This window comes from Aeromonas sp. TECH754 (genome assembly GCF_056279295.1).
The window spans coordinates 1,606,158-1,629,067 of record NZ_JBWBRA010000001.1 but is presented as its reverse complement, the minus strand read 5'-3'; the positions used below and the strand labels follow the sequence as shown (position 1 = coordinate 1,629,067).

The following is a 22,910-nucleotide window of genomic DNA, read 5'->3' as shown; positions in this document are numbered from 1 at the left end:
TCCTTATTCCATCATTTTTTCGATGGGCAGCACCAGAATGGAGCTGGCACCGAGCGCCTTCAGCTGCTCCATGGTCTCCCAGAACAGGGTCTCGCTGGATACCACGTGCAGCGCCACCTGATTGGTGTCACCGGCCAGTTGCATGATGGTGGGACGCTCGGCACCGGGCAGCAGATCCGTGATGGCATCGAGCTTGTCCTTGGGAGCGTGCAGCATGATGTACTTGCTCTCGCGGGCCTGTTGCATGCCCTGGATGCGGGGCAACAACTTGTCGATGATGGCTTGCTTGGCGGCGTTCAAGGGGTTGGGAGCCTGCACCAGCACCGCCTTGGAGCGGTAGATCACTTCCACTTCCTTGAGGCCGTTGGCCTCGAGGGTCGCGCCGGTGGAGACCAGATCGCAGATGGCGTCGGCCAGGCCTGCACGCGGTGCCACTTCCACCGAGCCACCCAGCATCACGCTCTTGAAGCTGAGCCCCTGCTCGTCAAAGAAGCGCTTGAGCAGACCCGGGTAGGAGGTGGCGATGCGCTTGCCCGCGAGGCTGGCAGGCCCCTGATACTCCACGTCATCGGGAATGGCGAGGGAGAGACGGCAGCCACCGAAATCGAGCTGCTTGAGGGTCTTGACCGCAAACGGCTGGCCCTGGCTGGCGCGAATGAGCTGCACCTCTTCCAGCACGTTCTCGCCGATGATGCCCAGATCGACCACCCCTTCCATCACCAGCCCCGGGATGTCGTCATCGCGCACCCGCAGGATGTCGATGGGCATGTTTTCCACGTGGGCGATGAGACGCTGCTCGCGCAAGTTGATCTTGAGGCCGCAGCTCTTGAACAGAGCCTGGGAGTCCTGGCTCAGGCGACCGGATTTTTGCATGGCGATGCGCAGACGTTGTGTTTCCATTGCTCGATTTCCTTACTGGTCAAAAACGAAAAAACCCTCGGAAGTGTGTGCTTCCGAGGGTTTATGAATCTTGCGGTCCTTTTGGAAGTCACCAGTTAAGTGTCTTCCAGCAGTCAACCTCCTGAAAGACTATTCGGGATGATGATGGTGGTGATGAGTCTTCAGTTGATTGAACTTCATGTAATGAATCCTTTACGAAAAAGATGTCGTAGATGACGCCTGATTTACATTACCGACCTTGACGGAAATTGCAACCCGAGAATGTGACTTGATGGATTAAAATCAAGAAAACGATTGTTCGGTCGATAACTAATCAACCAGCTCAGCCGGAGTCGCATCATGCCCAGTCAGGACCTGTTATTCCCCATCTTGCCACGGGCGCCGGCGTCCCCGAGCCCCGATGACATCAAGCGGGAGGTGACTCAAGTCAGCCAGAAGCATCAACTGCGTAAAACCACTGCCGACGGTGATGGCTCCCAGTCACGGCAGCAACCGCCATCCCCGCCAAGACATGATCAGAGCGTGACTAAAGATGACGATCACAAGCCGGACCCCGAGCACCGGATCGATATCTTCGTCTGAGCAGGCCCTTGGCTAGCTTGTGACCGGTACTTCACTCAGTCCTGACAACCCTTGGTCGGTACCTCATTTAACGATCCCGCTTTGTCCGCACTTTTGGCATAATGACCGCTTTTGCGCGGGACTCCCCTTTGACCATACAGACCCTGTTCAAGCCTGACGGCCCCCTGGCCAGCCACATCGATGGCTTTGTCGCCCGCGCGCCGCAACTGGCGATGGCCGAGGCGGTGGCCCGCGCCATCAAGAGCGGCGGTCGCTTGCTGGTGGAGGCGGGGACGGGCACCGGCAAGACTTACGCCTATCTGGTGCCGGCGCTCGAATCCGGCAAGCGGGTGGTGATCAGCACCGGCTCCAAAAACTTGCAGGAGCAGTTGTTCTACCGGGATCTGCCCACCATCACCGGGGCGCTCTCCTATACCCCGCCGGTGGCCCTGCTCAAGGGGCGCAGCAACTACCTGTGCATCGAGCGCATGAATCGCCTGCTCGGCGAATCCCATCTGCAAAAGCCCGAGGTGCTGACCGATCTGGTCAAGGTGAAGTCCTGGTCTACCGCCACCCTGACCGGTGATGTGGGAGACATTCCGGGGCTGCAGGAGAACGCCGAAATCCTCCCCCATATCACCAGCACCAACGAGAATTGCCTCGGCCGCGACTGCCCCTATTACGACGACTGCCACCTGGTGGTGGCTCGCCGCCGCGCCATGGATGCCCAGGTGGTGGTGATCAATCATCACCTCTTCTTCGCCGATATGGCGGTAAAAGACACCGGATTTGGCGAGCTGGTGCCGGAAGCGCAGGTCTATGTGTTCGATGAGGCGCACCAGTTGCCGGAGATTGCCACCAACTACTTTGGCAAGGCGGTGGGCAGCCGCACCATTCTGGATCTGGCGCAGGATATCCAGCTCGCCTATCGCGCCGAGGCCCACGACATGGCTCAACTCGGCAAGGCAGCGGATCGACTCTCCATCGCGAGTCAGGATCTGCGGCTCGCCTTCGGAGTGGAGGGAGGCCGTGGCAATACCCGCGACATGTTGCGTCAGCCGCTCTGGGCTCAGGCGCTGGCCCGGCTCAACGATGCGCTGGGCTTGTGCTACGAGGTGCTCAAACTCGCGCTCGGGCGCGGCGAGCAGCTCGATCACGCCTTCGAGCGGATCTGCGAGCTGCGCACCCGGCTCGGGGAGGTGCTCGCCATCAACCAGACCGGTTTCTCCTACTGGTATGACTGCTCGCGGCTGCACTTTTCGCTCAATCTTACCCCGCTGTCGGTGGCCGAGCGCTTCGGCGCCGAGGTGCTGCGCCCCGAGGTGGCCTGGGTATTCACCTCCGCGACCCTGACGGTGGACAATCGCTTCGATCACTTTGTGGCGGAGCTCGGACTCGCCGGCAGCGCCGAGCTTATTCTCGACAGCCCGTTCGATTACGGCGAACAGGCGCGGCTGTGCGTGCCGCGCTTCCTGCCCGAACCCAATGCCTTCGGTCGGGGCGAGCTGCTCGCCAATCTGATGATCCCGCTCATCAACAAGACGCCGGGGGGCTGTTTCTTCCTCTGCACCAGTCATCAGGTGATGCGCCAGGTGGCCGAGGTGCTGCGCCGGGAGATCGGTCGCACCGTCTTGCTGCAGGGGGAGGACAACAAGCAGCGGTTGCTCAAGACCTTCGTGGACAACGGCCGCGCCGTGCTGGTGGCCACCAGCAGTTTCTGGGAGGGGATAGACGTACGGGGCGCCGCATTGTCCTGTGTTATCATCGACAAGCTGCCGTTTGCCAGCCCCGATGACCCCCTGCTCAAGGCGCGGGTCGATGACTGCAAGCTCAAGGGCGGGGATCCCTTCGCCGACATCCAGCTGCCCAAGGCGGTGATCGCCTTGAAGCAGGGTGTCGGTCGACTCATTCGTGATCGTACTGATCACGGCGTGCTGGTGATCTGTGATCCACGGATGGTCAACAAGCCCTATGGCGCCACCTTTATCAAGAGCCTGCCGGTCATTCCCCGAACCCGGGAGCTTGCCACGCTGGGTGATTTTTTCGAACGAAGCGGCTCATCCGGGAATGATCCGGCCCGCCGCTGAACGCTGCCACACCGGCGTTCTCATCGAGGGGCTCAAGGCTCCTTGAAAGCTGATTTGCATAAAGGGCAGAGAATCGTTCTGCCGATGATCTAACTGACTGATGTGAAGAGAATAAAGAGAATGGATGAGTTGAAGATCCTGGCCGTTGATACCGCCACCGAAGCCTGCTCCGCCGCTCTGCTGGTGGGCGACAAGCTGTTCTCCCGCTGGGAAGAGGCGCCGCGGGATCACACCCGTAAAATCCTGCCCATGGTTCAGGCTGTGTTAGAGGACGCCGGAATATCGTTGGACCAACTCGACGCCATTGCCTTCGGCCGCGGTCCAGGCTCCTTTACCGGGGTGCGGATTGGCATCAGCGTGGCCCAGGGCTTGGCCTTCGGAGCCGGCGTGCCGCTCATCGGCGTCTCGACCCTGGCAGCCATGGCGCAGGGCGTCCACCGGCTGGAGGGGGCAACCCGGGTACTCAGCGCCATCGATGCGCGCATGAACGAAGTCTACTTCGGTCGCTATGAGTTGCAGGCGGGTTGCATGCAGCTGGTGGGAGAGGAAGTAGTGAGCGAACCGACCCTGTTGGCGGCGGCGTTGACTGCCGATGGTGCCCTGACGGGCCAGTGGTCGGCGGTGGGCACGGGGTTTGAAACCTATGGTGAAACCTTGGCCAATCTGGCCGAAGATCTGATAAGGAGTCAGGCAGTGCGTTTCCCGGCGACACTCGACATGTTGCCGCTGGCTCGCACTGCCTGGTTGGCGGGGGAGGCGGTCGCGGTCGAGCAAGCGACCCCTGTGTACCTGCGTGACAAGGTGACCTGGAAGAAACTGCCGGGTCGCGAATAACGGTGAATCGCGGGCAGTTGCCCGGCGAAGGAGTCAGAACGATGAAACGCATGATCATGCTGGGTGTGATGGGGCTGCTGCTCAGTGCCTGCAGCTCGGTGCCCAAGGAGCTGGCCTATGAGCCGGAGAGTGCGCTGGTGGCCTATCAGCCGGCGCTGCAAGGCATGAATGGCAAGCCGGCGCGCTGGAGCGGGATCATCGCGGCGGTGCACAACGAGCAGGATCAGAGCATCATCGAGGTGGTCTATCTGCCGCTCAAGAGCAACGGGATGCCGGAGCAGACAGAGCAGAGCCCCGGGCGTTTCCTCGCCATCATGAAGGGCTTTGTGGATCCCGGCCTCTACGCCAAGGGCCGCAGCCTGACGGTGCTCGGCACCCTGGAGACGCCGGAGGAGAGCGCGATTGGCAAGCACCAGTACCGCTTCTCGGTGCTCAAGGTGACCGCCAGCAAGCTGTGGCCGCCGGTCAAAGAGGTGGAGATCCGCTACGCGGACCCTTACTTCTACGACCCTTTCTATGATCCCTACTGGCCGAGACGGTCGCTGCACCGCTACTGGTGATGAGCACCGAGCCGGGCACGGGGTCGATGCGCGAATACCGACTGCCGCTGGCCGATGGCCGCGAGGTTGCCCTGCTGGATAACGACCGGCAGGGCAAGCCGCTGCTCATCGCTCTACACGGCTGGCTCGACAATGGGGCCAGCTTTCTGCCGCTTGCCCCTTATCTTTACAATTTCCACCTCATCTGCGTCGAACTGCCGGGTCACGGCCACTCGGATCACAAGCTGACGCCTTACGTCTTCGTCGACTGGCTCGATGATCTCCATCAGATATGCCGGGCTGCGGGCTGGCAGCGCTTCGTGCTGCTCGGCCATTCGCTGGGCGCCTTGATTGCCTGTGCCTATGCCGGTGTCTTCCCCGAGCAAGTCGAGCGCCTCATCATGCTGGAGGGACTGGGGCCGCTCAGCCAGCCCGACGAGGCGGTGGCGGAGCAATTGCGCCGCGCCATCTTGAATCGCAGCCGTACCCGTGAGCGGGCCGCGGTGGGGTTTGCCTCTCTCGATGAAGCGGTGGCCGCCCGTTGCAAGGTGGCGGATATCGACGTGCAGGCTGCGCGTCTCATCTGCGAGCGGCAGCTGATCGCACGAGACGGGCGCTGGCACTGGCGCAGTGACCCCAGGCTGCGGGACTTGTCGCCGATGCGCATGAGCGAAGGGCAGGCCAGGGCGCTGATCCGGGCCATCGAGTGCCCCGTGCTCTTTGTGCGCGGGGAGCAGGGATTCCCGGCCCTGATCCAGCAGTGGCAGCAGCGGGCGGACGCCTTCAGGCAGATAGAAATGGCTGTGGTGGCAGGAAATCATCACTTTCATATGGAAAATTCAGCAGATACCGCCGTTTATATCGAAAACTTTTGCCAGATCCGTTAGGATCAACGGCTTTACATCATTTCAGGTTTGCTTTCTCCCTCACATTTCTCGTTGTTAATTTGCTGTTAATCGATGTTGCCTTATGTAAATATGGCGGCATTAGAGCTTGAGCTTAAAACAAGCGATTGAAATGGATGTGGACAGGGACGGAGGCAACACAGTGAGCGCACAGGTGCTAGTTATGCAGGACAAGTTCGTGGAAAAAGTCTGGCTGAAACGTTATCCGGAAGGGGTCCCCGCCGAGATCAATCCAGACCAATACGGCTCTCTGGTAGAGATGTTTGAAGAGTCGGTGAGCCAGTTTGCCGATCAGCCCGCCTTCGTCAACATGGGGCAGACCATCACCTATCGCCGTCTGGAGGAGCAGTCCCGTGCCTTCGCCGCCTACCTGCAAAACGAGCTCAAGCTCGGCAAGGGCGACCGGGTGGCGGTGATGATGCCGAACCTGCTGCAATACCCCATCGCCGTGTTCGGCATCCTGCGGGCCGGCATGACGGTGGTCAACGTCAACCCGCTCTATACCCCGCGCGAGCTGGAGCATCAGCTCAAGGATTCCGGCGCCAAGGCCATCGTCATCGTCTCCAACTTCGCCCATACCCTGGAGAAAGTGGTCTACGACACCCCGGTCAAGCACGTGATCCTGACCCGGATGGGGGACAACCTGGGGCTGGCCAAGGGCACCCTGGTCAACTTCGTGGTGAAGTACGTCAAGAAGCTGGTGCCCAAATACAACCTGCCCCACGCCAGCACCATGCGCCAAGCGCTGGCCAAGGGCCGCTACCTGCAGTATATCAAGCCGGAGATCAGCAACCAGGACATCGCCTTCCTGCAATACACCGGCGGCACCACCGGTCTTTCCAAGGGCGCCATGCTGACCCACCGCAACATGATTGCCAACGTCGAGCAGTGCCTCGGGGTCTATGGCCCGGTGCTGGAGAAGGGCAAGGAGTTCGTGGTGACGGCGCTGCCGCTCTACCACGTGTTCGCCCTGACCGTGAACTGCCTGCTGTTCATGCGCCTCGGTGGCTACAACCTGCTCATCAGCAATCCCCGCGATATCCCGGGTTTTGTCAAAGAGATCAAGAAGTACCCCTTCACCTGCATCACCGGGGTCAACACCCTGTTCAATGCGCTAGTCAACAACGGCGAGTTCCAGAGCATGGACTTCTCCGGGTTGAAACTGACCATAGGCGGTGGCATGGCGGTACAGCGGGCGGTGGCCGAGCAGTGGAAGGCGCTGACCGATACCCCGTTGCTGGAAGGCTACGGCCTGACCGAGTGCTCGCCGCTGGTGAGCGTCTGCCCCTACGATCTGGTGGACTACAACGGCTCCATCGGTCTGCCGGTCTGCTCCACCGAGATCCGTCTGGTGGATGACAAGGGCCAGGTCATCACCGAGCAGGGCGCCCCCGGCGAGATGCAGGTGCGCGGACCCCAGGTGATGACCGGTTACTGGCAGCGCCCCGAGGCGACCGCCGAGGTGATGCAGGATGGCTGGCTCTGTACCGGCGACATCGCCGTGTGCGACGAACAGGGCTTCTTCAAGATCGTCGATCGCAAGAAGGACATGATCCTGGTCTCCGGCTTCAACGTTTATCCGAACGAGATAGAGGACGTGGTGGCGCTGCATCCCAAGGTGCTGGAAGTGGCGGCGGTGGGGGTACCACACAAGGTGTCCGGCGAGCTGGTGAAGATCTTCGTGGTCAAGAAAGATGCAACCCTGCAGGAGGGCGAGATTATTGCGCACTGCCGCAAACATCTGACTGCCTATAAGGTACCGAAACTGGTAGAATTTCGTGACGAACTTCCCAAGACCAATGTGGGCAAGATCCTGCGCCGCGTGCTGCGCGACGAGGAAATTGCCAAGCAATAGCGGGCAGACAGCTTGATGTCATGCAAAACCGTGGGTCATCCCACGGTTTTTTCTTTCCGGGTCCCGACTTCCGACCAAGGTGCAGGTAACGATGCAATATCAACTCATTTCTCAGCAAGCCGAACTGGAACAGTATCTCGCTTCTCTGGCCGATGTACCCCTGGCCATCGATACCGAATTCGTGCGCACCCGTACCTACTATCCCCAACTCGGTCTGTTTCAAATCTACGATGGCCACCAGCTGGCGCTGCTGGATCCCCTGACTCTGGACCTGTCCGGACTATGGCAGCGGCTCGGCCGGGCAGGGCAGATCGCCATACTGCACGCCTCGGGTGAAGATCTGGAGCTCATTCAACATCAGGCAGGCCATCTGCCGAACCTGATGCATGATACCCAGCTGGCGACGGCTTTCCTCGGCCACGGTGTCTCGGTCGGCTTCGGCGCCCTGGTCAAGGAGTTCCTCGGCGTCGAGTTGGAGAAGGATCAGGCCCGCACCGACTGGCTGGCCCGCCCGCTCACCGACCGTCAGCTCGAATACGCGGCGGCGGATGTGTTCTATCTGATGCCGCTCTACGACAAGGTGATGGCCGCGCTGCGCGACAGCGGCAAACAGGCCTGGTTCGAGCAGGAGTGCCAGAACCACTGCGCCCGCAAGACCCAGGGCAGCGATCCCCGTCAGGCCTACCTCGAGATCATCAACGCCTGGCAGTTGGGACGGCGCGAACTCGCCATCCTGCGCGAGCTGGCCGCCTGGCGTCAGCAGGAGGCGGTGCGCCGGGATCTGGCCCTTAACTTCGTGGTCAAGGAGCTGCACCTGTTCAAGGTGGCGGAGCGCAAACCCACGTCACTGCGTGATCTCAACGAGCTGGGACTGGCGCCGATCGAGATCAAGATCCACGGCAAGCGGATGCTGGATATCGTCGCCTCGGCCCAGCAGAGCGCGCCGGACTCCTGGCCCGAGCCCATTCGCCGACTGGTGGATTACCCCCAGTACAAGGCCGAGCTCAAGCGCATCAAGGCCATGGTGGAAGAGAAGGCCAAGGCCCACAACATCCCGCCCGAGCTGGTGGCGAGCAAGAAGATCATTCACCAGTACTTCACCTGGAGCTGGCGCATGAATGACGAGGAGCGCGCGCGCGCCGACAAGCCGATGCTGCTGCAAGGCTGGCGTCTGGAGCTGGTAGGCCATCTGCTGGCCCAGTAGTAGGCTTTTCTGCTGTTTGCTGAGCAGGAAAAAGGATAAAGGGGAGCCCATGGCTTCCCTTTTCTATTCGCCATCGCGTGAATGGCAAGATAGCGAGAAGCGCCGGGCGACGAGACCAGCTCAACGGTAACGATGCAATCTTGGGGGATCTACAGGAGAGGGCAAATTGTGGTGATGAGGCACAGATTGTGCCCCATTCAGAGTTCGTGCGCGTGGAAGCCCTTGCGATAACGGGTGTCACAACGCGGGCAACGTTGCAGGGTCGGATCCTGCTCGAGCTGGGCGATGGCCAGCGGCTCTTCACAATCGGAGCAGAGGCCATAGATGCCCAGCTCCATCTGGCAGAGGGCGGCATCGATCCGCTTGAGGCAGGCCACGCTCTGCTCCACCTTCGGCAGATCGAGGTGGCTGGTCAGCTCCACCAGCTGATCGCGTTCACAATGATCCACTTTCTCGGCCCAATCGTCCCGCCGATTGGCCTTGAGTTGATCGATAAACTCTTCTCTTACTTGCGCCCAGTCGGTCAGCAGGCGCTCACGCCATTCGGCCAACTGGGTTTGCGTCATTTCACACACACGCGCCTCCATAGACGAATTATAAAACTCGGCCAGTATAGGGAAGCGAGTGAATTATCAAGATGACATGAGTCAAGTAAAGGGCGGTTAGCTCACGGTTTTCGCGGCGTGCAGCAGTGCTTCCCGGATAGGTCCCGTTTCTTTATGCAGACGAATATCCTGAAACAGCTCCGCAGCTTGCGGATATTCTCGCTTAAGGTAGCTGAACCACTGCTTGATCCGGCTGGGATAATAGTCGGCCTTCTCGCTTGCCAAATCCTGCTCCGTGTAGCTCACCATCAATTGCAGCACCTCGGCCCAGCGCATGTGGGGGCAGCCGGTCTTCATGACGTTGGCCAGATTGGGCAGAGAGATGGCGCCTCGGCCCACCATGAGGACGTCGCAGCCGGAGACCCGGGCGCAGCTGAGCGCGTCGGCATGGTTCCAGATCTCGCCATTGGCGGTGATCGGAATGGGCAGGGCGCGGCGGATGGCGTCCACATATTCCCAATGGGCCGGCGCCTTGTAACCTTCCCGCTTGGTGCGGGCGTGCACCGCCAGCTCGCAGGCCCCGGCCTGATAGACCGCCTGGGCGTTGTCGAGATAGAGCTCCTTGTCGTCGTAACCGAGGCGGATCTTGGCGCTGACCGGCAGGTGGGCGGGCACCGCCTCACGCACCGCCTTGACGATGCGATAGACGGTCTCGGGCTCCTTGAGCAGCACCGCGCCGCCCTTGCTCTTGTTGACCGTGGGGGCAGGGCAGCCAAAGTTGAGATCGACCCCGGGGGAGCCGAGCTCGATGGCGCGCACCGCGTTTTCGGCCAGCCATTCGGGGTGCTGACCCAGCAGTTGCACCCGCACCGGGGTGCCGGCGCGGGTCTTGCCATCCTGGCGCAGCTCGGGGCAGAGGCGATGGAACACCTTGGCGGGAAGCAACTGATCGACGACCCGGATAAATTCGCTGACGCAGAGGTCGTAATCATTGACGGAGGTGAGAACCTCCCGCATCAGGTGATCCAGCACCCCCTGCATGGGGGCCAAAATAACGCGCATAACCGGTTCCGAAGGGATAGATGTCAAAAAGAAGCGGAATTGTAGAAGGAATAGGCCTCGCTGTCAGCCTTTGCCCGGCGTGACAGGGCAATCGGGCCGGTTTGCAGGGGGAAACAATGCTACCGGACCAAGGAGCTGTCATATTCTGTGGGGCAAAGGTTTTCGGCAGCGGCGATGCTGTCGGCGGTTGGGGCAACTCTGTTAGGCTAGGACGGGTGCATAGAGAGGAGTACAAATGAAGCGTTGGTGTCTGATGGCCCTTGGCTGGTTGGCCTTTGTCACGGGTATTGTCGGGATAGTGTTGCCATTGCTGCCGACCACGCCCTTCATGTTGCTGGCGGCGGCGCTGTTTGCCCGCTCGTCCCCCCGTTTCCACCGCTGGTTGCTGGCCCACCCCTGGTTTGGGCCCCCGATTGTGGATTGGCAGCAATATCGCGGCATTCGTCGTCATGCCCGGCGCCGGGCCATCGTTTTCATCCTGCTCTCCTTCTCGGTGTCGCTGCTGGTGGTACCCATGGCCTGGGTACGCCTGTCGCTGGTTGCCATAATGGTGATCCTGCTCACCTGGTTAATGCGCTTGCCGGTGTTGGAGCCAGTTGCAATGGAGAAGTGAAATCCCTAAGCTATTGCAGCAATAATGCTATGGAGTCGGCCCGTCATTTTTGCGTGACGGGCCTTTTTATTGCCCCCTGGCGGACATCACACTAGACGCCACTGCAGGGCTCAAAAAAATAAGCGGTCAAACAATGAATCCGGATACCCTGAAGTTTATCGAAGCGAGCATCAAGACCATTCCCGACTATCCGAAGCCGGGTATTCTGTTTCGCGATATCACCAGCCTGATCGAGAATGCCGAGGCCTTCAAGGCCACCATCGATCTGCTGGCTGCGCATTATCGTGATCAAGGGATCACCAAGATTGTCGGCACCGAGGCCCGTGGCTTCATCTTCGGTGCTCCCGTCGCGTTCGCGATGGGCCTGGGCTTCGTGCCGGTACGCAAGCCGGGCAAACTGCCCCGCGCCGTCATCGAGGAGTCCTATGCCCTCGAATACGGTACCGACACCCTGCAACTGCACATCGACGCCATCGTGCCCGGTGACAAGGTGCTGGTGGTGGACGATCTGCTGGCCACCGGCGGCACCGTCGATGCCACCGTCAAGCTCATTCGTCGCGCCGGCGGCGAAGTGGCCGATGCGGCCTTCATCATCTCCCTGCCGTCCCTCGGCGGTGATGCCCGCCTGACCGCCGCTGGCGTCAAGGTGGTCTCGCTGGTTGAACTCGCTGGCGAGTAAACCGCGGGTTTGAATGACAGGCAGGCCTCGTCAGCCTGCCTGTTTTGCCTTGCTGCCGATGCCTGACTGGGCATCGGTTTGAAAATCAAGCGATCCCTCCCAACAGGGCCGTTAGCCCATACAGCCCTCCCTGCATTTGTGTTAGCATCCGGCTCAATGCCTCGTTTTCCAGCATCGAGATCTATGAGCTATCAGGTTCTGGCGCGTAAATGGCGCCCCCATACGTTTGAACAAGTGGTTGGCCAGCAACATGTGCTGACGGCCTTGACCAATGCCCTGGATCAGGGCCGGCTGCATCACGCTTATCTGCTGAGCGGCACCCGCGGGGTGGGCAAGACCACCATCGCCCGCATCCTGGCCAAGAGCCTCAACTGCGAACAGGGGATCAGCAGCCACCCGTGCGGTGTCTGCGACACCTGCCGCGAGATCGATCAGGGCAACTTCGTCGATCTGCTGGAGATCGATGCGGCGTCCCGCACCAAGGTGGAAGACACCCGCGAGCTCTTGGACAACGTGCAGTACCGCCCGGCTCGTGGCCGCTTCAAGGTGTATCTCATCGATGAGGTACACATGCTGTCGCGCCACAGCTTCAACGCACTGCTGAAAACCCTGGAAGAGCCGCCCCCCTATGTGAAGTTCCTGCTGGCCACCACGGATCCGCAGAAGCTGCCCATTACTATTCTCTCCCGCTGCCTGCAGTTCCATCTGAAGAGTCTGGATCAGAGCCAGATCGCCAAGCAGCTGGAGTGGGTGCTGGATCAGGAAGGTCAGCCATTCGAGCCCCGCGCTCTGCTGGCCTTGGCCAAGGCGGCGGATGGCAGCATGCGCGATGCCCTGAGTCTCACCGATCAGGCGCTGGCTCATGGCAATGGCAGCGTGCGGCTCGACAGCGTGCTGACCATGCTGGGGACGCTGGATCATCATCATCTGCATCAGCTGCTGGAGGCCATCCTGCGCCAGGACGCCCCGGCGACCATGGCCAAAATCACCGAGATCGCCACCCTGGGGCCGGATTTCGATCAGCTGCACGCCGAGCTGGAGGCCTTGCTGCACCGCGTTGCCATGGCGCAGCTGTTGCCTGCCAGCGTGCAGGAGCAGGGGGCGGATGCCGACGCGCTGTTGCAGCTCGCCCAGGCCATGAGCCCGGAAGAGGTGCAGCTTTGCTACCAGATCGTGCTGGGGGGCCGCAAGGATCTGCCCTGGGCCCCGGATGGCCGCACCGCCCTTGAGATGACTTGTCTGCGCATGCTGGCGTTCTCGCCGCGCCGCGAGGTGCTGCATCCTGCCAACCTGAGCGCCTTGCCCGTCTCCATGGCGGGATCGCCCGTGGCTGGGATGGGGGTTGCACCGGCCAGCCTGGGAAAGCCTCGCGGGGCTGAGCCTGCCCCCGCTCCGGCGATAGCCGCCGCACCCGCGCAGCTATCTGCCAATCCGGCAGACTCGAAAGCCACGACTCCGTCCGCGGCTCCCGAGGCAGATGGTCCGGTGCATGCCAGTGCAGGGCTGGAGATGGGCAACGATGGAGAAGATGCCGGCGATGAGCCGGTCAATCCGCTGTTTGCCGAGCAGGATGAGTTGCTGCGCGAGGCGCAGCAGATGGGTTATCAGGCGCAGCTTGTTGAACCGGACGTCTCTTTGGATGTCGCCATCACAAATGCCGACGAGGCGATGACGGCCACGCACGACGAGATGGCCCAGGTCGAGGCGACAACGGTGTCGGTTGCAGACCCGGCACTGACCCCGGCCTCGAACCTGCAGAGCCTGCTCGGCAAGCGCAACTTGCTGCGCAGCCGGTTGCGCAGTGAACCGGGGGCGGCAACAGCGTCTCCCCGTGTGACACCAGTCAAGCCTGCCGTGACTCCCGAGCCCTGGACGGCGGCCCCGCAGGCGCCGTCGCCAATGAGCGCGCCACCGGCGAGCGCTGCCTGGCAGCCAGCTGCGCCATCACCGAGCCAGCAGAACGTTGCGCTGGGTTATGAGGATCTGCCGCCTCTCGATGCCTATGACGACAGTGGCAGCGATTATGAGGAATACCTGGATCAGGGCTTTGGTGACGTGCTGGCCAGCGCTCCGCCCATGGGAGTGCACGCCGCGGCTCAGGCGTCGCCAAGCCAGCACCAGGCCGCGCCGCTCAAGGCTCGCCCTGATCCCGATGATTTGCCGCCCTGGGATCTGGACGGCGTGCCCGGTGCCAGGCCCGCCCTTGCCGCTGCGCCGGTGACGCCGGTCGCCATGCCGAATGACGTCGCGAGTGAGGCGCAGCCCGTGACAACCCAGGCGATGGAGACCATCGACTGGGATGAGCTGGAAGGGGATGCCGAGCCTGAGGAGGGGGAGGAGGTTGCCCGCTTGATCCCATCGTCCCTGCTCGCCAGCTGTGGTGATCCCTGGGCCGAGCTCATCGCCCACACCGGGGTGGGGGGGCGGCTGCGCCAGCTCGCTATCAACTCCCTGATGACCCGGCAAGGGGAGTTGGTGTCATTGCTGCTCAAACCCGAACAGCGCCATCTGGTCAGTGACAAGGCCTGCGCCGACTTGGCCGGGATCATCGGCCCTGAGCTCGGCCAGACGGTGCGCGTGGAGGTGACCCTGGGCACGGACCCAACACGGGAGACGCCGCTTGAGATCGAGCATCGCCTCTATCTCGGGGTGCGTGAGCAGGTGGCCCGGGATCTGGCCGAGGATCCCCATGTACAATTTCTACAGCAGCGATTCGGCGCCGTGCTCCATCCCGAGAGCATAGAGCCGCTGAGTCGTTGATCGTGATCCGTTAAAACCCATGCCGGGGATTGGTTCCCCGGTTGAAAATGATGATGGCTGCCCCCATTTAGGGCAGAACAAGCCCACAGCCCGGCGCTGGATGCCGGATTTCAAGACGAGAGACGACCTATGTTTGGTAAAGGTGGAATGGGTAACCTGATGAAACAGGCCCAACAGATGCAAGAGCGCATGCAGAAGATGCAAGAGCAGCTTGCCCAGATGGAAGTAGTCGGCGAAGCCGGTGCTGGCATGGTCAAGGTCACCATGGCCGGCAGCCACAGCGTGCGCCGTATCGAGATCGACCCGAGCCTGATGGAAGATGACAAGGAGATGCTGGAAGATCTGGTCGCCGCGGCCGTCAACGATGCCGTGCGCCGGGTCGAAGAGCAGAACAAGAGCAAGATGGGCGAGCTGACCGGTGGCATGCAACTGCCCCCTGGCATGAAGCTGCCGTTCTAAGGCGCCTGGCGCGCCCGGTCGCCTGCTTGGCAGGTTGCCGGAGCGCAGTCAATGCCGATTAAAAAGGCCAGAGCAATGCTCTGGCCTTTTTGCTGCGCGTCGTGACGACGTCACCGCTCTGGTACGACAATGCCGACGAAAACGACAGGAGGCTGGTTGGCCTGGCGCTGTCGTTACCACACGGCTGGATGTGATTGCCGCGCTAGGCGCCGGATGATGTTTCCGCCAGGGGCGCAAAGCCGTGCACCAGGTGATCGATCAGGGCGCGCACGGAAGGCAGCAGCCCGCGTCGCGAGGGGAAGACCGCATGGATCACCTCCCGGCGAGGCGCCCAGTCAGGCAGCAGCCGCACCAGGCTGCCATCGGCCAGCGCCTCCTGCACCATCATGGCGGGCAGCTGTGCCACTCCTACCCCCTTTATCGCCGCCTGGCGCAGGGTCTGCATGTCGGTGGTGGCGAACCTGGGGGTGTGGTGCTGCTTCACGTGAGCACCGTCCTCGGCCTGCAGGATCCAGCGGTGCCCCTCGAGGGAGGCGCCATGTCCCAAGCTGGGCCAGGACACCAGCTCCACCGGAGCCCGTGGCATGCCGTGCTGTGCGATAAGCTCAGGGCTGGCAACCAGATACTGGTTCGCATAGCCCAGCACCCGCATGGCCAGATCGCTGTCCTCCAGCGGCAGCGGTCGCACCCTTAGCGCCATGTCCAGCCCTTCGGCAACCACATCCACTGCTCTATTCACCCCGACGAGCTGAATGCTGACGCTCGGATACTGCAGGGCAAAGCTCACCAGCATGTTGCCGACGTGGGCATGCTGCAAGTCGATGGGGCAGGCTAGCCGCAGCACGCCACAAGGCTCGTTCTGGGTCGATGCAATCACGGCCTGCGCGGCCTCGGCCTCCACCAGCATGGCCCGGCAGCGGGCATAGTAGGCCTGTCCCAGCTCGGTGATCTGGAAGCTGCGGGTCGAGCGCTGGATCAGCCGCACCCCGAGTCGCTCCTCCAGCATGGCGATGCGCCGGCTGAGCTTGGACTTGGGCATGCCGAGCGCCCTGCCGGCCTGGGCAAAGCCCCCGTTATCCACCACCTGGACGTAGTAATAGAGATCGTTGAGATCCTGGTGCATCGTTTATCGTTCACAAAATAGGACGCTGAGGTCAAATTCTACGCCTACCGACGATGTCGTTCCATATGCACAATGTATCCAACGCCACACAGGCTGAGGACAACCTTGGAGATCATCATGAAAAGAGTCATCGGTATCTACAGTGCGCCGCGCCAACACTGGGTGGGTGACGGCTTTCCGGTTCGTTCCCTGTTCTCGTATCACAGCCATGGCAAGGCCCTGAGCCCTTTCCTGCTGCTGGACAGGGCAGGACCTGCGGATTTTTCCCCCGCCGAGCATCCTCGCGGTGTTGGTCAACACCCGCACCGGGGCTTCGAGACGGTCACCATCGTCTATCAGGGGGAGGTGGCTCACCACGACTCCACCGGGCAGGGCGGGGTGATAGGGCCGGGGGATGTGCAGTGGATGACGGCCGCGGCCGGCATCATGCACGAGGAGTTCCACTCCGAGGCGTTCGCCCGCTCAGGGGGCACCCTCGACATGGTGCAGCTTTGGGTCAACCTGCCGGCCAAAGACAAGATGTCGCCCCCGGGCTATCAGGCTATTCGCAGCGACAATATTCCGGTGCACAAACTGGCCGATGAGGCGGGGTTGGTGCGCATCATTGCGGGTGGCTATGCGGGACTGACGGGGCCGGCCCGTACCTTCTCACCGATGAATGTGTGGGATCTGCGGCTGCATGGCGGGGCCAACGTCCAACTGCCTGCCATTGACGGCTGGAACACGGCCATAGTGGTGCTCAAAGGAAAGGTGCGGGTCAATGGTCAGGAGGAGGTGGGCGAGGCGCAGATGGTGTTGCTGGACCCCCGTGGCACTGGCATTGAGCTCGAGACCCGTGAGGATGTCATCTTGCTGCTGCTCAGTGGGGAGCCCATCGACGAGCCCATCGTTGGCTATGGCCCCTTCGTCATGAACTCGCAAACGGAGATAACCCAGGCCATCGACGACTTCAACAACGGTCGTTTTGCAACGATCTCTCAGTAACCCCAAGCCTGACGCCACCCGGCATCAGGCTTTGTGCATGCGATGCTCCGTCGGGCAATTGCCATCCGGCGGCGGTTTATCGTCCCTGCTATCACCCTCACTATTCCTCCCACGGCTCCCTGGGCTGTATCGGTGCTTGTGCTGTGGCAAGTCGCGTGGGGTGTCCAATCTGCGGCTTTCCCCACGGGGTGATTCCCAGTGCTATTCCCACACGCCTTTCAATACCTCTTTGACGACCCAGGGGCTGGTCGCCACATCAAGTTGGCTGTCATATTGTGGTTTGATTGTTTTTTAGACGGATGTTTATATCCCTTTCGTGTTATCACCGGCTCACTCGGATCATCTGGCGTGCCGAATCATCGTTTATTTCTGGTAGCAGAATGCGGGAGAAACCCGTGCGCGGCATGAGTGAACGGTAGCAGCCAGTACATTCTCTGATGAAAATAATAATAGTGACCTTAACGGTCTCTTAAGAATGCCTCTCTAGTCTCAGCATTGACGAAGCGTTCGTCTTACCACTGGAAGGTATCTCATGCCAACACCACGCGCAGACTCATTGAGTAAAGTCCCCGAAATCACCCTGGCATTCTGGGTGACCAAAATCTTGGCGACGACATTGGGGGAAACCGGTGGCGATGCCGTCACCATGTCGATGGATTTGGGTTATCTTGTCGGCACCATTATTTTCTCGGTTATCTTTTTGTTTGCCGTTTATTTTCAAATTTCTGCCAAACGTTATAACCCGGCACTGTATTGGGCAACCATTATTGCGACGACAACGGTGGGCACCACCATGGCTGATTTTGCCGACAGATCCCTGGGGATGGGTTATGCCGGCGGCTCGACCCTGCTACTAATTTTATTATTGGGTTCATTTCTTTTGTGGTATCGAGCCCAAGGGGAAATATCAACGAGTTCCATTTCTTCACCCAGAACGGAGATGTTCTACTGGATCACCATCATGTTCTCACAAACACTGGGCACCGCACTGGGTGACTGGATGGCGGATGATGCCGGCTTCGGTTATGCGGGCAGCTCGGTCTTGTTTGGGGGCATGCTGCTGGCCATCGTCGCCGCCTATTTCTGGAGCCAGATCTCTCGTACCTTCCTGTTTTGGGCCGCCTTCATCATCACGCGCCCCCTCGGGGCCGTGGTGGGTGATTTTCTGGACAAGCCCATCAGTAAAGGGGGGTTGGAGCTGAGCCGTTATTCTGCCTCGCTGGTATTGCTGGTCGCCATTGCCGTTCTGGTCTACCTCTCCACGCTGAGCGGCAAGCGCGCCGCCTCGGTGGCGCTGGACTCTGACAGTTAAATACGAACAGGGCAAGCCACCGATGGCTTGCCCTGTATATAAGTGCAGGACTGCGCTGGCAGTTCATATCCTATTCTATTGTCTGGTATCAGTCTGTATGGATAGGATTTAATGATCGACTTTTAACGAAAAGTTTATGAATGCGGTATTTCGATGTGCTGTTGACTCGGTGAACGGATATATAGCCTTGTCAAGGATGAAGTGATTCAATCATTATGTGTCTCTTCATGTCGTTTGAATGGGCTCCCTTGTGATGTCGAAATGTATTTATTTTATTCTCGCTTGTAAATAAACGCATGATTTGCTTTTGATTCATTGCCTCAGCGTTCAGCTGGAGTGAGATGTTTTGAATGGGTAATAGCAGCGCTTGCCATGTTGTTTATAGTTTTTCTTTAGTTAATGTTCTTGCTGAATGCCCAAATGGCAATTTTACCATTTCTCTTACGTTGACAATAAAATAAATGGAGTTCATATGAGAAAGGAACTTCTCGGCATAATAATATGCGGTGTCAGCTGCACCGTGAATGCCACCAGTGCGTTTGAAAAATATGGTGATATCGGACAATTTGCCATTCCCGCCGTGGCCGCCGGTATATCCTGGTATCAAGACGACTATGACGGGCTGGAGCAATTTGGATATTCCCTGCTGGCGACCACGGCCACCGTCGAGATATTGAAAAATACGGTCGATGCGACCCGTCCGAATGGCGGCAGCAAGAGCTTCCCATCCGGGCACACCGCCTGGGCATTCAGTGGTGCCAGCTACCTGCAGATGCGCTATGGCTGGAGTTATGGGCTGCCTGCCTATGTCGCCGCCGGTGCCGTCGGCTGGTCTCGGGTCGAGTCAGACAACCACTATTGGCGCGATGTGATCGCCAGTGCCGCCATTGCCACCGGTTTCAGCTATTTGTTCACCACCCCCAAGGGGCCGCAGCTGGCGTTCTATCCCCTGTTGATGGATGGCGATGCGAGAGGGATCGGTGCCAGCCTGACTTATTGATGGGCGGAGGCAGGTCGGGGCTGCCTGGTTTACGCCACTCGGCCCCGACCTCGAACTGCTGACCGCGCCGCGTACTCATCTGCGTTTATTCTCTGATAATGATTGAGTTCATGGCCCCGCAAGGAGCCGTTGTTGCCGATAATGTAACGATGAGATGACAACGGCGGGATGCAAGGCATGGAGAAGCGCACGCAACGGGATACTGTCGTGATGGCAATGGGGGCGCTTGGCATCGTCTATGGCGACATCGGCACCAGCCCGCTCTACGCCTTGAAGGAGTGTTTTGCCGAGCGTATCGGTCTCGTGCCATCCCCGGATAACGTGCTGGCCATCGTCTCGCTCATCTTCTGGACCCTGATGCTGGTCGTCTCCCTGAAATACGTGATGCTGGTGCTGCTGGCCGATGACAGGGGGGAGGGCGGCATCATGACCCTGTTATCTCTGGCGCTGCGACAAGGCTCTCCCAGGCAGAAGATGTGGTTGCTGATGCTGGGTCTCGCGGGGGCGGGATTGTTCCTCGGGGATGCGGTGATCACCCCCGCCATGTCGGTGTTGTCCGCGATGGAGGGGCTTCACGTGGTGACTCCCGTGCTGTCACCCTTCGTGATCCCGGGTGCCTTGCTGGTACTGGTGGTCTTGTTCTCGGTGCAATATGTTGGAACCGGCGGGGTCGGCGCCTGGTTTGGTCCCGTGATGCTGCTCTGGTTCTGCGTTCTGGGGTTGCTTGGGCTGTCCGCCATCCTCTCGCATCCGGCCATCCTCTGGGCCCTCAACCCCCTGCACGCATTAAGTTTTATCCAGCAACACGCCGAGCTGGCCTTCATCACCCTGGGAGCCGTGGTGCTCTGTGTCACCGGGGCCGAGGCACTCTATGCCGATATGGGTCACTTCGGGCGAGGCCCGATCCGGCTGGCGTGGGGCAGTCTGGTGCTGCCGGCGCTGATCCTGAATTACTTCGGGCAGGGGGCGCTGATCATGGGAGATCCGGCCGCCATCCAGAACCCGTTTTATCTGTTGGCGCCCAACTGGGCCCTGCTGCCGCTGGTGGGTCTGGCGACCCTGGCCACCGTCATCGCCTCCCAGGCGGTCATCTCCGGGGTGTTTTCCCTGGTTCGCCAGTCTATCCAGATGGGGTATTTGCCGCGTCAGGTCATTCAACACACTTCGGACAAGGAGATTGGCCAGATCTACCTGCCGCTGATGAACTGGATCCTGCTGGCCTGCGTGATAGTGGTCATAGTGATGTTCCAGTCGTCCAGCAATCTGGCTGCAGCCTACGGGATAGCCGTGACCGGCACCATGCTGATCACCACTTTGCTGCTAGCCTTCGTGGCCTGCCAGAGATGGCGCATCTCTCCCTATCTGGTGGCCCTGCTCGGTCTCCCCATGCTGTTTATCGATGCCAGCTTCTTTGGCGCCAATGCCCTCAAGTTTATCGACGGTGGCTGGTTGCCCATCTTCGTGGCGGCCGTGGCACTGCTGGTGATGACGACCTGGCACCGGGGCCGGGAGCTGATGCTGGACAAGCTGGAGCGCAAGGCGTTGTCTCTTCCTCTCTTTATCGCAAACATGGAGGCCTACCCCCCGATCAGGGTGGCGGGGACGGCGGTCTTCATGACCCACTCCACCCGGGGCGTGCCCAATGCCATGCTGCACAATCTCAAGCACAACAAGGTATTGCATGAGCGCGTGGTGTTCATGACAGTGCGCACCAAAGCCGAGCCACGCATCGATCCCAGCGAACGGGTGCAGGTGAACCAGCTAGGTGGGACCTTCTGGCAGGTGAGTGCCTTCTACGGCTACAAGGAAACGCCGGGGGTGAACGAGATCCTGGCCTGTTGCGCGCAAGAGGGGCTGGTCATTCAGATCAGCAATACCTCCTTTTTCCTGTCGAGAAACACCCTGATCAGCACCGATCTCCCCGGCATGGCCCGCTGGCGCGAAGGGCTGTTTGTCTGGATGAACCGCAATGCCTTGAAAGCCACCGACTTCTTCCACATTCCCACCAACCGGGTGGTCGAGCTCGGAGAGCAGGTCGAGTTGTAGTGGCGTCAGCGTTGCCCTGCCAGGTGGTTGATAAAGAGCGCCTCTAGGTGCTTTTTGCATATGAGGGAGGATACGAAGGGAGGAAGGAGCCAGCGCCGCGGCATCCGAGGGAAGGGCTCTTGGCCAAACCGGCTGTATAACGACAAAAGCAATATGAAACATTAGTTTGGATTTAAACATTTTCGCTGGCTTCGGGCATATGTACTTTTCTCATTACTATTTATGGATTGCTCATAAAACCTTTGTTCATTTGACTACTTCTCGGGATTCTCATTGCAGAGTAAGATGCCACCTCAATAAAAATAAGAAAGTGGAGTTCGGGTGTGAAGGCATTAGAAAAAGAAAGGATATCGCCCTATATCAGCCAGTTATACGAGTGCGGTATTAATGATTCTGACATTAAGTTGGTGGTCGACCAATTCCGGTCCGATCTGTCCGGCAGCTCGTCGCTGTTTTTATTACGGGATGATGACAAGAGCGATGGAATAAGGCTCTTTTCCAGCGGCCTCAGCGAGGCCCAGCAGCAGTTCTATGTCCAGCACCATCGCCAGGATGTGTGGTTCAATCACTATCTGGACAAGGGCTGTCAGGGGATCGTCAGCGCCAATGCCATCTCCAATTCGGCGGGGCTGCTGGCGAGTTTCGGTGCCCAGTTTGCCGCTGGCGGTGTCTGTCGGGTCAAGGGGCGCGGCCTGAGCAGCCTATGCAGTTATCGCGGCGCGGCGCAGGATGATTTCAGCGCCAGGGATCTCTTGTCCCTCACCGAGATCTATTCCGGCCTCGCGGCATGGAGCCAGCATTATTGGAATCTGCTGGCCCTGGAAACTCAGAACTACCAGTTGCAACAGCTGGTCAAAAACCATAATAAGCCCAGTGCCATCATCGATGACAAGGGCCATATTCATTATTCCAACGTGGCATTCAACCGTATCTCCGATGAAAATGTGGAGCTGCGGGCCATCAATGGTATTTTCTCTTTGCAAAATAAGGATCAGCAGCGCCAGCTCAAGGAGATATTGAATGGCTTTGCCTATTTGCTGCCGGGCGCCAGCGCCTATATGTCCATTCCCCGCCAGGCCAATTTAAGGCCGCTGTTGATCCAGTGTACCCTGATGAGCGGCCTCAACCGCTTCGAGCGCTATGTGGAGGTGGTGCTGCGCGACCCCGAGCACTCCTTCAATCCGGATATCGAAGCCCTGGCCAGTCTTTATCCCCTCACCATCGGCGAGAAGGAGCTGCTGGTGCTGATGAGCAAGGGTTACAGCAGCAACGACATTGCCGAGCTGCGAGGGGTCAAAGTGGAAACCGTTCGTTCCACCCTGAAGGGGGTGTTCAAGAAGACCGATTGCCACAGCCAGAACGAGCTGCTGTTACTGCTGCAGTCCATTTCCTGATCCCCGACAGGCTATGCTTGCAGTGAGCCGGGCATCCTGTCCGGCTTG

General features: G+C 59.9%; 20 protein-coding genes and 1 other annotated feature. Of the genes, 16 read left to right on the top strand and 4 right to left on the bottom strand.

Annotated elements, in window-relative coordinates; translation table 11 throughout:
- Positions 1-3: 3 nt before the first annotated feature.
- Complete coding sequence (gene hisG, locus ACZ9IL_RS07160) at positions 4-900, bottom strand: ATP phosphoribosyltransferase (RefSeq protein WP_476002893.1); 897 nt, start codon at positions 898-900, stop codon at positions 4-6.
- 25 nt (positions 901-925) lie between these two features.
- Positions 926-1,054 (bottom strand) — a sequence feature (His leader region).
- Between the two features lie 185 nt (positions 1,055-1,239).
- Between hisG and ACZ9IL_RS07155 the strand changes: the two genes are divergently transcribed.
- The 7 genes from ACZ9IL_RS07155 (at position 1,240) to rnd (ending at position 8,885) form a co-directional block, all read left to right on the top strand.
- Positions 1,240-1,482, top strand: a complete 243-nt coding sequence (locus ACZ9IL_RS07155) for a hypothetical protein (RefSeq protein ID WP_476002892.1) — start codon at positions 1,240-1,242, stop codon at positions 1,480-1,482.
- Between the two features lie 128 nt (positions 1,483-1,610).
- Entirely contained in the window at positions 1,611-3,548 is a 1,938-nt protein-coding gene (locus ACZ9IL_RS07150) for an ATP-dependent DNA helicase (protein WP_476002891.1), read from the top strand.
- A gap of 120 nt (positions 3,549-3,668) precedes the next feature.
- Complete coding sequence (gene tsaB, locus ACZ9IL_RS07145) at positions 3,669-4,382, top strand: tRNA (adenosine(37)-N6)-threonylcarbamoyltransferase complex dimerization subunit type 1 TsaB (protein WP_476002890.1); 714 nt, start codon at positions 3,669-3,671, stop codon at positions 4,380-4,382.
- A gap of 41 nt (positions 4,383-4,423) precedes the next feature.
- Positions 4,424-4,942: a Slp family lipoprotein gene (locus tag ACZ9IL_RS07140; RefSeq protein ID WP_476002889.1), complete on the top strand. Its 519-nt coding sequence runs from the start codon at positions 4,424-4,426 to the stop codon at positions 4,940-4,942.
- A gap of 26 nt (positions 4,943-4,968) precedes the next feature.
- Positions 4,969-5,808 (top strand): alpha/beta fold hydrolase, encoded by an 840-nt coding sequence (locus ACZ9IL_RS07135; RefSeq protein ID WP_476002888.1) that lies wholly within the window; start codon positions 4,969-4,971, stop codon positions 5,806-5,808.
- A 196-nt stretch (positions 5,809-6,004) separates the two neighbouring features.
- Complete coding sequence (fadD, locus tag ACZ9IL_RS07130) at positions 6,005-7,681, top strand: long-chain-fatty-acid--CoA ligase FadD (RefSeq protein ID WP_476005313.1); 1,677 nt, start codon at positions 6,005-6,007, stop codon at positions 7,679-7,681.
- Between the two features lie 91 nt (positions 7,682-7,772).
- Positions 7,773-8,885, top strand: a complete 1,113-nt coding sequence (rnd, locus tag ACZ9IL_RS07125) for a ribonuclease D (RefSeq protein ID WP_476002887.1) — start codon at positions 7,773-7,775, stop codon at positions 8,883-8,885.
- 197 nt (positions 8,886-9,082) lie between these two features.
- Here rnd and ACZ9IL_RS07120 read toward each other — a convergent pair whose 3' ends face one another.
- The gene (locus ACZ9IL_RS07120; RefSeq protein WP_476005312.1) at positions 9,083-9,451 is read right to left on the bottom strand and encodes a TraR/DksA family transcriptional regulator; all 369 of its coding nucleotides are present in this window, start codon (positions 9,449-9,451) and stop codon (positions 9,083-9,085) included.
- A 96-nt stretch (positions 9,452-9,547) separates the two neighbouring features.
- Positions 9,548-10,492, bottom strand: a complete 945-nt coding sequence (gene dusC, locus ACZ9IL_RS07115) for a tRNA dihydrouridine(16) synthase DusC (RefSeq protein ID WP_476002886.1) — start codon at positions 10,490-10,492, stop codon at positions 9,548-9,550.
- Between the two features lie 235 nt (positions 10,493-10,727).
- Here dusC and ACZ9IL_RS07110 point away from each other — a divergent pair, with 235 nt between their 5' ends.
- From ACZ9IL_RS07110 to ACZ9IL_RS07095, 4 genes are all read left to right on the top strand, one after another.
- Positions 10,728-11,105 carry a YbaN family protein gene (locus tag ACZ9IL_RS07110; RefSeq protein ID WP_476002885.1) on the top strand — a complete coding sequence of 126 codons (378 nt, stop codon included), beginning with the start codon at positions 10,728-10,730 and terminating at the stop codon, positions 11,103-11,105.
- 133 nt (positions 11,106-11,238) lie between these two features.
- Positions 11,239-11,784 carry an adenine phosphoribosyltransferase gene (gene apt, locus ACZ9IL_RS07105; protein WP_476002884.1) on the top strand — a complete coding sequence of 182 codons (546 nt, stop codon included), beginning with the start codon at positions 11,239-11,241 and terminating at the stop codon, positions 11,782-11,784.
- Between the two features lie 183 nt (positions 11,785-11,967).
- Complete coding sequence (dnaX, locus tag ACZ9IL_RS07100) at positions 11,968-14,544, top strand: DNA polymerase III subunit gamma/tau (protein WP_476002883.1); 2,577 nt, start codon at positions 11,968-11,970, stop codon at positions 14,542-14,544.
- Positions 14,545-14,673: 129 nt separating this feature from the next.
- A complete protein-coding gene (locus ACZ9IL_RS07095; RefSeq protein WP_100858344.1) occupies positions 14,674-15,003 on the top strand; it encodes a YbaB/EbfC family nucleoid-associated protein in 330 nt (109 codons plus the stop codon).
- 202 nt (positions 15,004-15,205) lie between these two features.
- On the opposite strand, the gene ACZ9IL_RS07090 is transcribed toward ACZ9IL_RS07095, so the two are convergent.
- A complete protein-coding gene (locus ACZ9IL_RS07090; RefSeq protein ID WP_476002882.1) occupies positions 15,206-16,126 on the bottom strand; it encodes a LysR family transcriptional regulator in 921 nt (306 codons plus the stop codon).
- 117 nt (positions 16,127-16,243) lie between these two features.
- Between ACZ9IL_RS07090 and ACZ9IL_RS07085 the strand changes: the two genes are divergently transcribed.
- From ACZ9IL_RS07085 to ACZ9IL_RS07065, 5 genes are all read left to right on the top strand, one after another.
- Positions 16,244-17,110, top strand: a complete 867-nt coding sequence (locus ACZ9IL_RS07085; protein ID WP_476002881.1) for a pirin family protein — start codon at positions 16,244-16,246, stop codon at positions 17,108-17,110.
- Between the two features lie 532 nt (positions 17,111-17,642).
- Positions 17,643-18,422, top strand: coding sequence for a COG4705 family protein (locus ACZ9IL_RS07080; protein WP_476002880.1), 780 nt, complete (start codon positions 17,643-17,645; stop codon positions 18,420-18,422).
- A 472-nt stretch (positions 18,423-18,894) separates the two neighbouring features.
- A complete protein-coding gene (locus tag ACZ9IL_RS07075) occupies positions 18,895-19,422 on the top strand; it encodes a phosphatase PAP2 family protein (protein ID WP_476002879.1) in 528 nt (175 codons plus the stop codon).
- A gap of 177 nt (positions 19,423-19,599) precedes the next feature.
- On the top strand, positions 19,600-21,468 hold the full coding sequence (locus ACZ9IL_RS07070) for a potassium transporter Kup (protein ID WP_476002878.1): 1,869 nt from the start codon (positions 19,600-19,602) through the stop codon (positions 21,466-21,468).
- Positions 21,469-21,791: 323 nt separating this feature from the next.
- Positions 21,792-22,862, top strand: a complete 1,071-nt coding sequence (locus ACZ9IL_RS07065; RefSeq protein WP_476002877.1) for a helix-turn-helix transcriptional regulator — start codon at positions 21,792-21,794, stop codon at positions 22,860-22,862.
- Positions 22,863-22,910 lie beyond the last annotated feature (48 nt).

Excerpts from the sequence above, each read along its gene's own strand:
- ACZ9IL_RS07090 (WP_476002882.1), bottom strand. The coding sequence starts at position 16,126 with ATGCACCAGGATCTCAACGATCTCTATTACTACGTCCAGGTGGTGGAT.
- ACZ9IL_RS07120 (WP_476005312.1), bottom strand. The coding sequence starts at position 9,451 with ATGACGCAAACCCAGTTGGCCGAATGGCGTGAGCGCCTGCTGACCGAC.
- tsaB (WP_476002890.1), top strand. The coding sequence starts at position 3,669 with ATGGATGAGTTGAAGATCCTGGCCGTTGATACCGCCACCGAAGCCTGC.
- ACZ9IL_RS07070 (WP_476002878.1), top strand. The coding sequence starts at position 19,600 with ATGGAGAAGCGCACGCAACGGGATACTGTCGTGATGGCAATGGGGGCG.
- ACZ9IL_RS07095 (WP_100858344.1), top strand. The coding sequence starts at position 14,674 with ATGTTTGGTAAAGGTGGAATGGGTAACCTGATGAAACAGGCCCAACAG.
- ACZ9IL_RS07080 (WP_476002880.1), top strand. The coding sequence starts at position 17,643 with ATGCCAACACCACGCGCAGACTCATTGAGTAAAGTCCCCGAAATCACC.
- ACZ9IL_RS07085 (WP_476002881.1), top strand. The coding sequence starts at position 16,244 with ATGAAAAGAGTCATCGGTATCTACAGTGCGCCGCGCCAACACTGGGTG.
- ACZ9IL_RS07075 (WP_476002879.1), top strand. The coding sequence starts at position 18,895 with ATGAGAAAGGAACTTCTCGGCATAATAATATGCGGTGTCAGCTGCACC.
- dusC (WP_476002886.1), bottom strand. The coding sequence starts at position 10,492 with ATGCGCGTTATTTTGGCCCCCATGCAGGGGGTGCTGGATCACCTGATG.
- ACZ9IL_RS07110 (WP_476002885.1), top strand. The coding sequence starts at position 10,728 with ATGAAGCGTTGGTGTCTGATGGCCCTTGGCTGGTTGGCCTTTGTCACG.
- apt (WP_476002884.1), top strand. The coding sequence starts at position 11,239 with ATGAATCCGGATACCCTGAAGTTTATCGAAGCGAGCATCAAGACCATT.
- hisG (WP_476002893.1), bottom strand. The coding sequence starts at position 900 with ATGGAAACACAACGTCTGCGCATCGCCATGCAAAAATCCGGTCGCCTG.
- dnaX (WP_476002883.1), top strand. The coding sequence starts at position 11,968 with ATGAGCTATCAGGTTCTGGCGCGTAAATGGCGCCCCCATACGTTTGAA.
- ACZ9IL_RS07135 (WP_476002888.1), top strand. The coding sequence starts at position 4,969 with ATGCGCGAATACCGACTGCCGCTGGCCGATGGCCGCGAGGTTGCCCTG.
- ACZ9IL_RS07140 (WP_476002889.1), top strand. The coding sequence starts at position 4,424 with ATGAAACGCATGATCATGCTGGGTGTGATGGGGCTGCTGCTCAGTGCC.
- rnd (WP_476002887.1), top strand. The coding sequence starts at position 7,773 with ATGCAATATCAACTCATTTCTCAGCAAGCCGAACTGGAACAGTATCTC.
- ACZ9IL_RS07155 (WP_476002892.1), top strand. The coding sequence starts at position 1,240 with ATGCCCAGTCAGGACCTGTTATTCCCCATCTTGCCACGGGCGCCGGCG.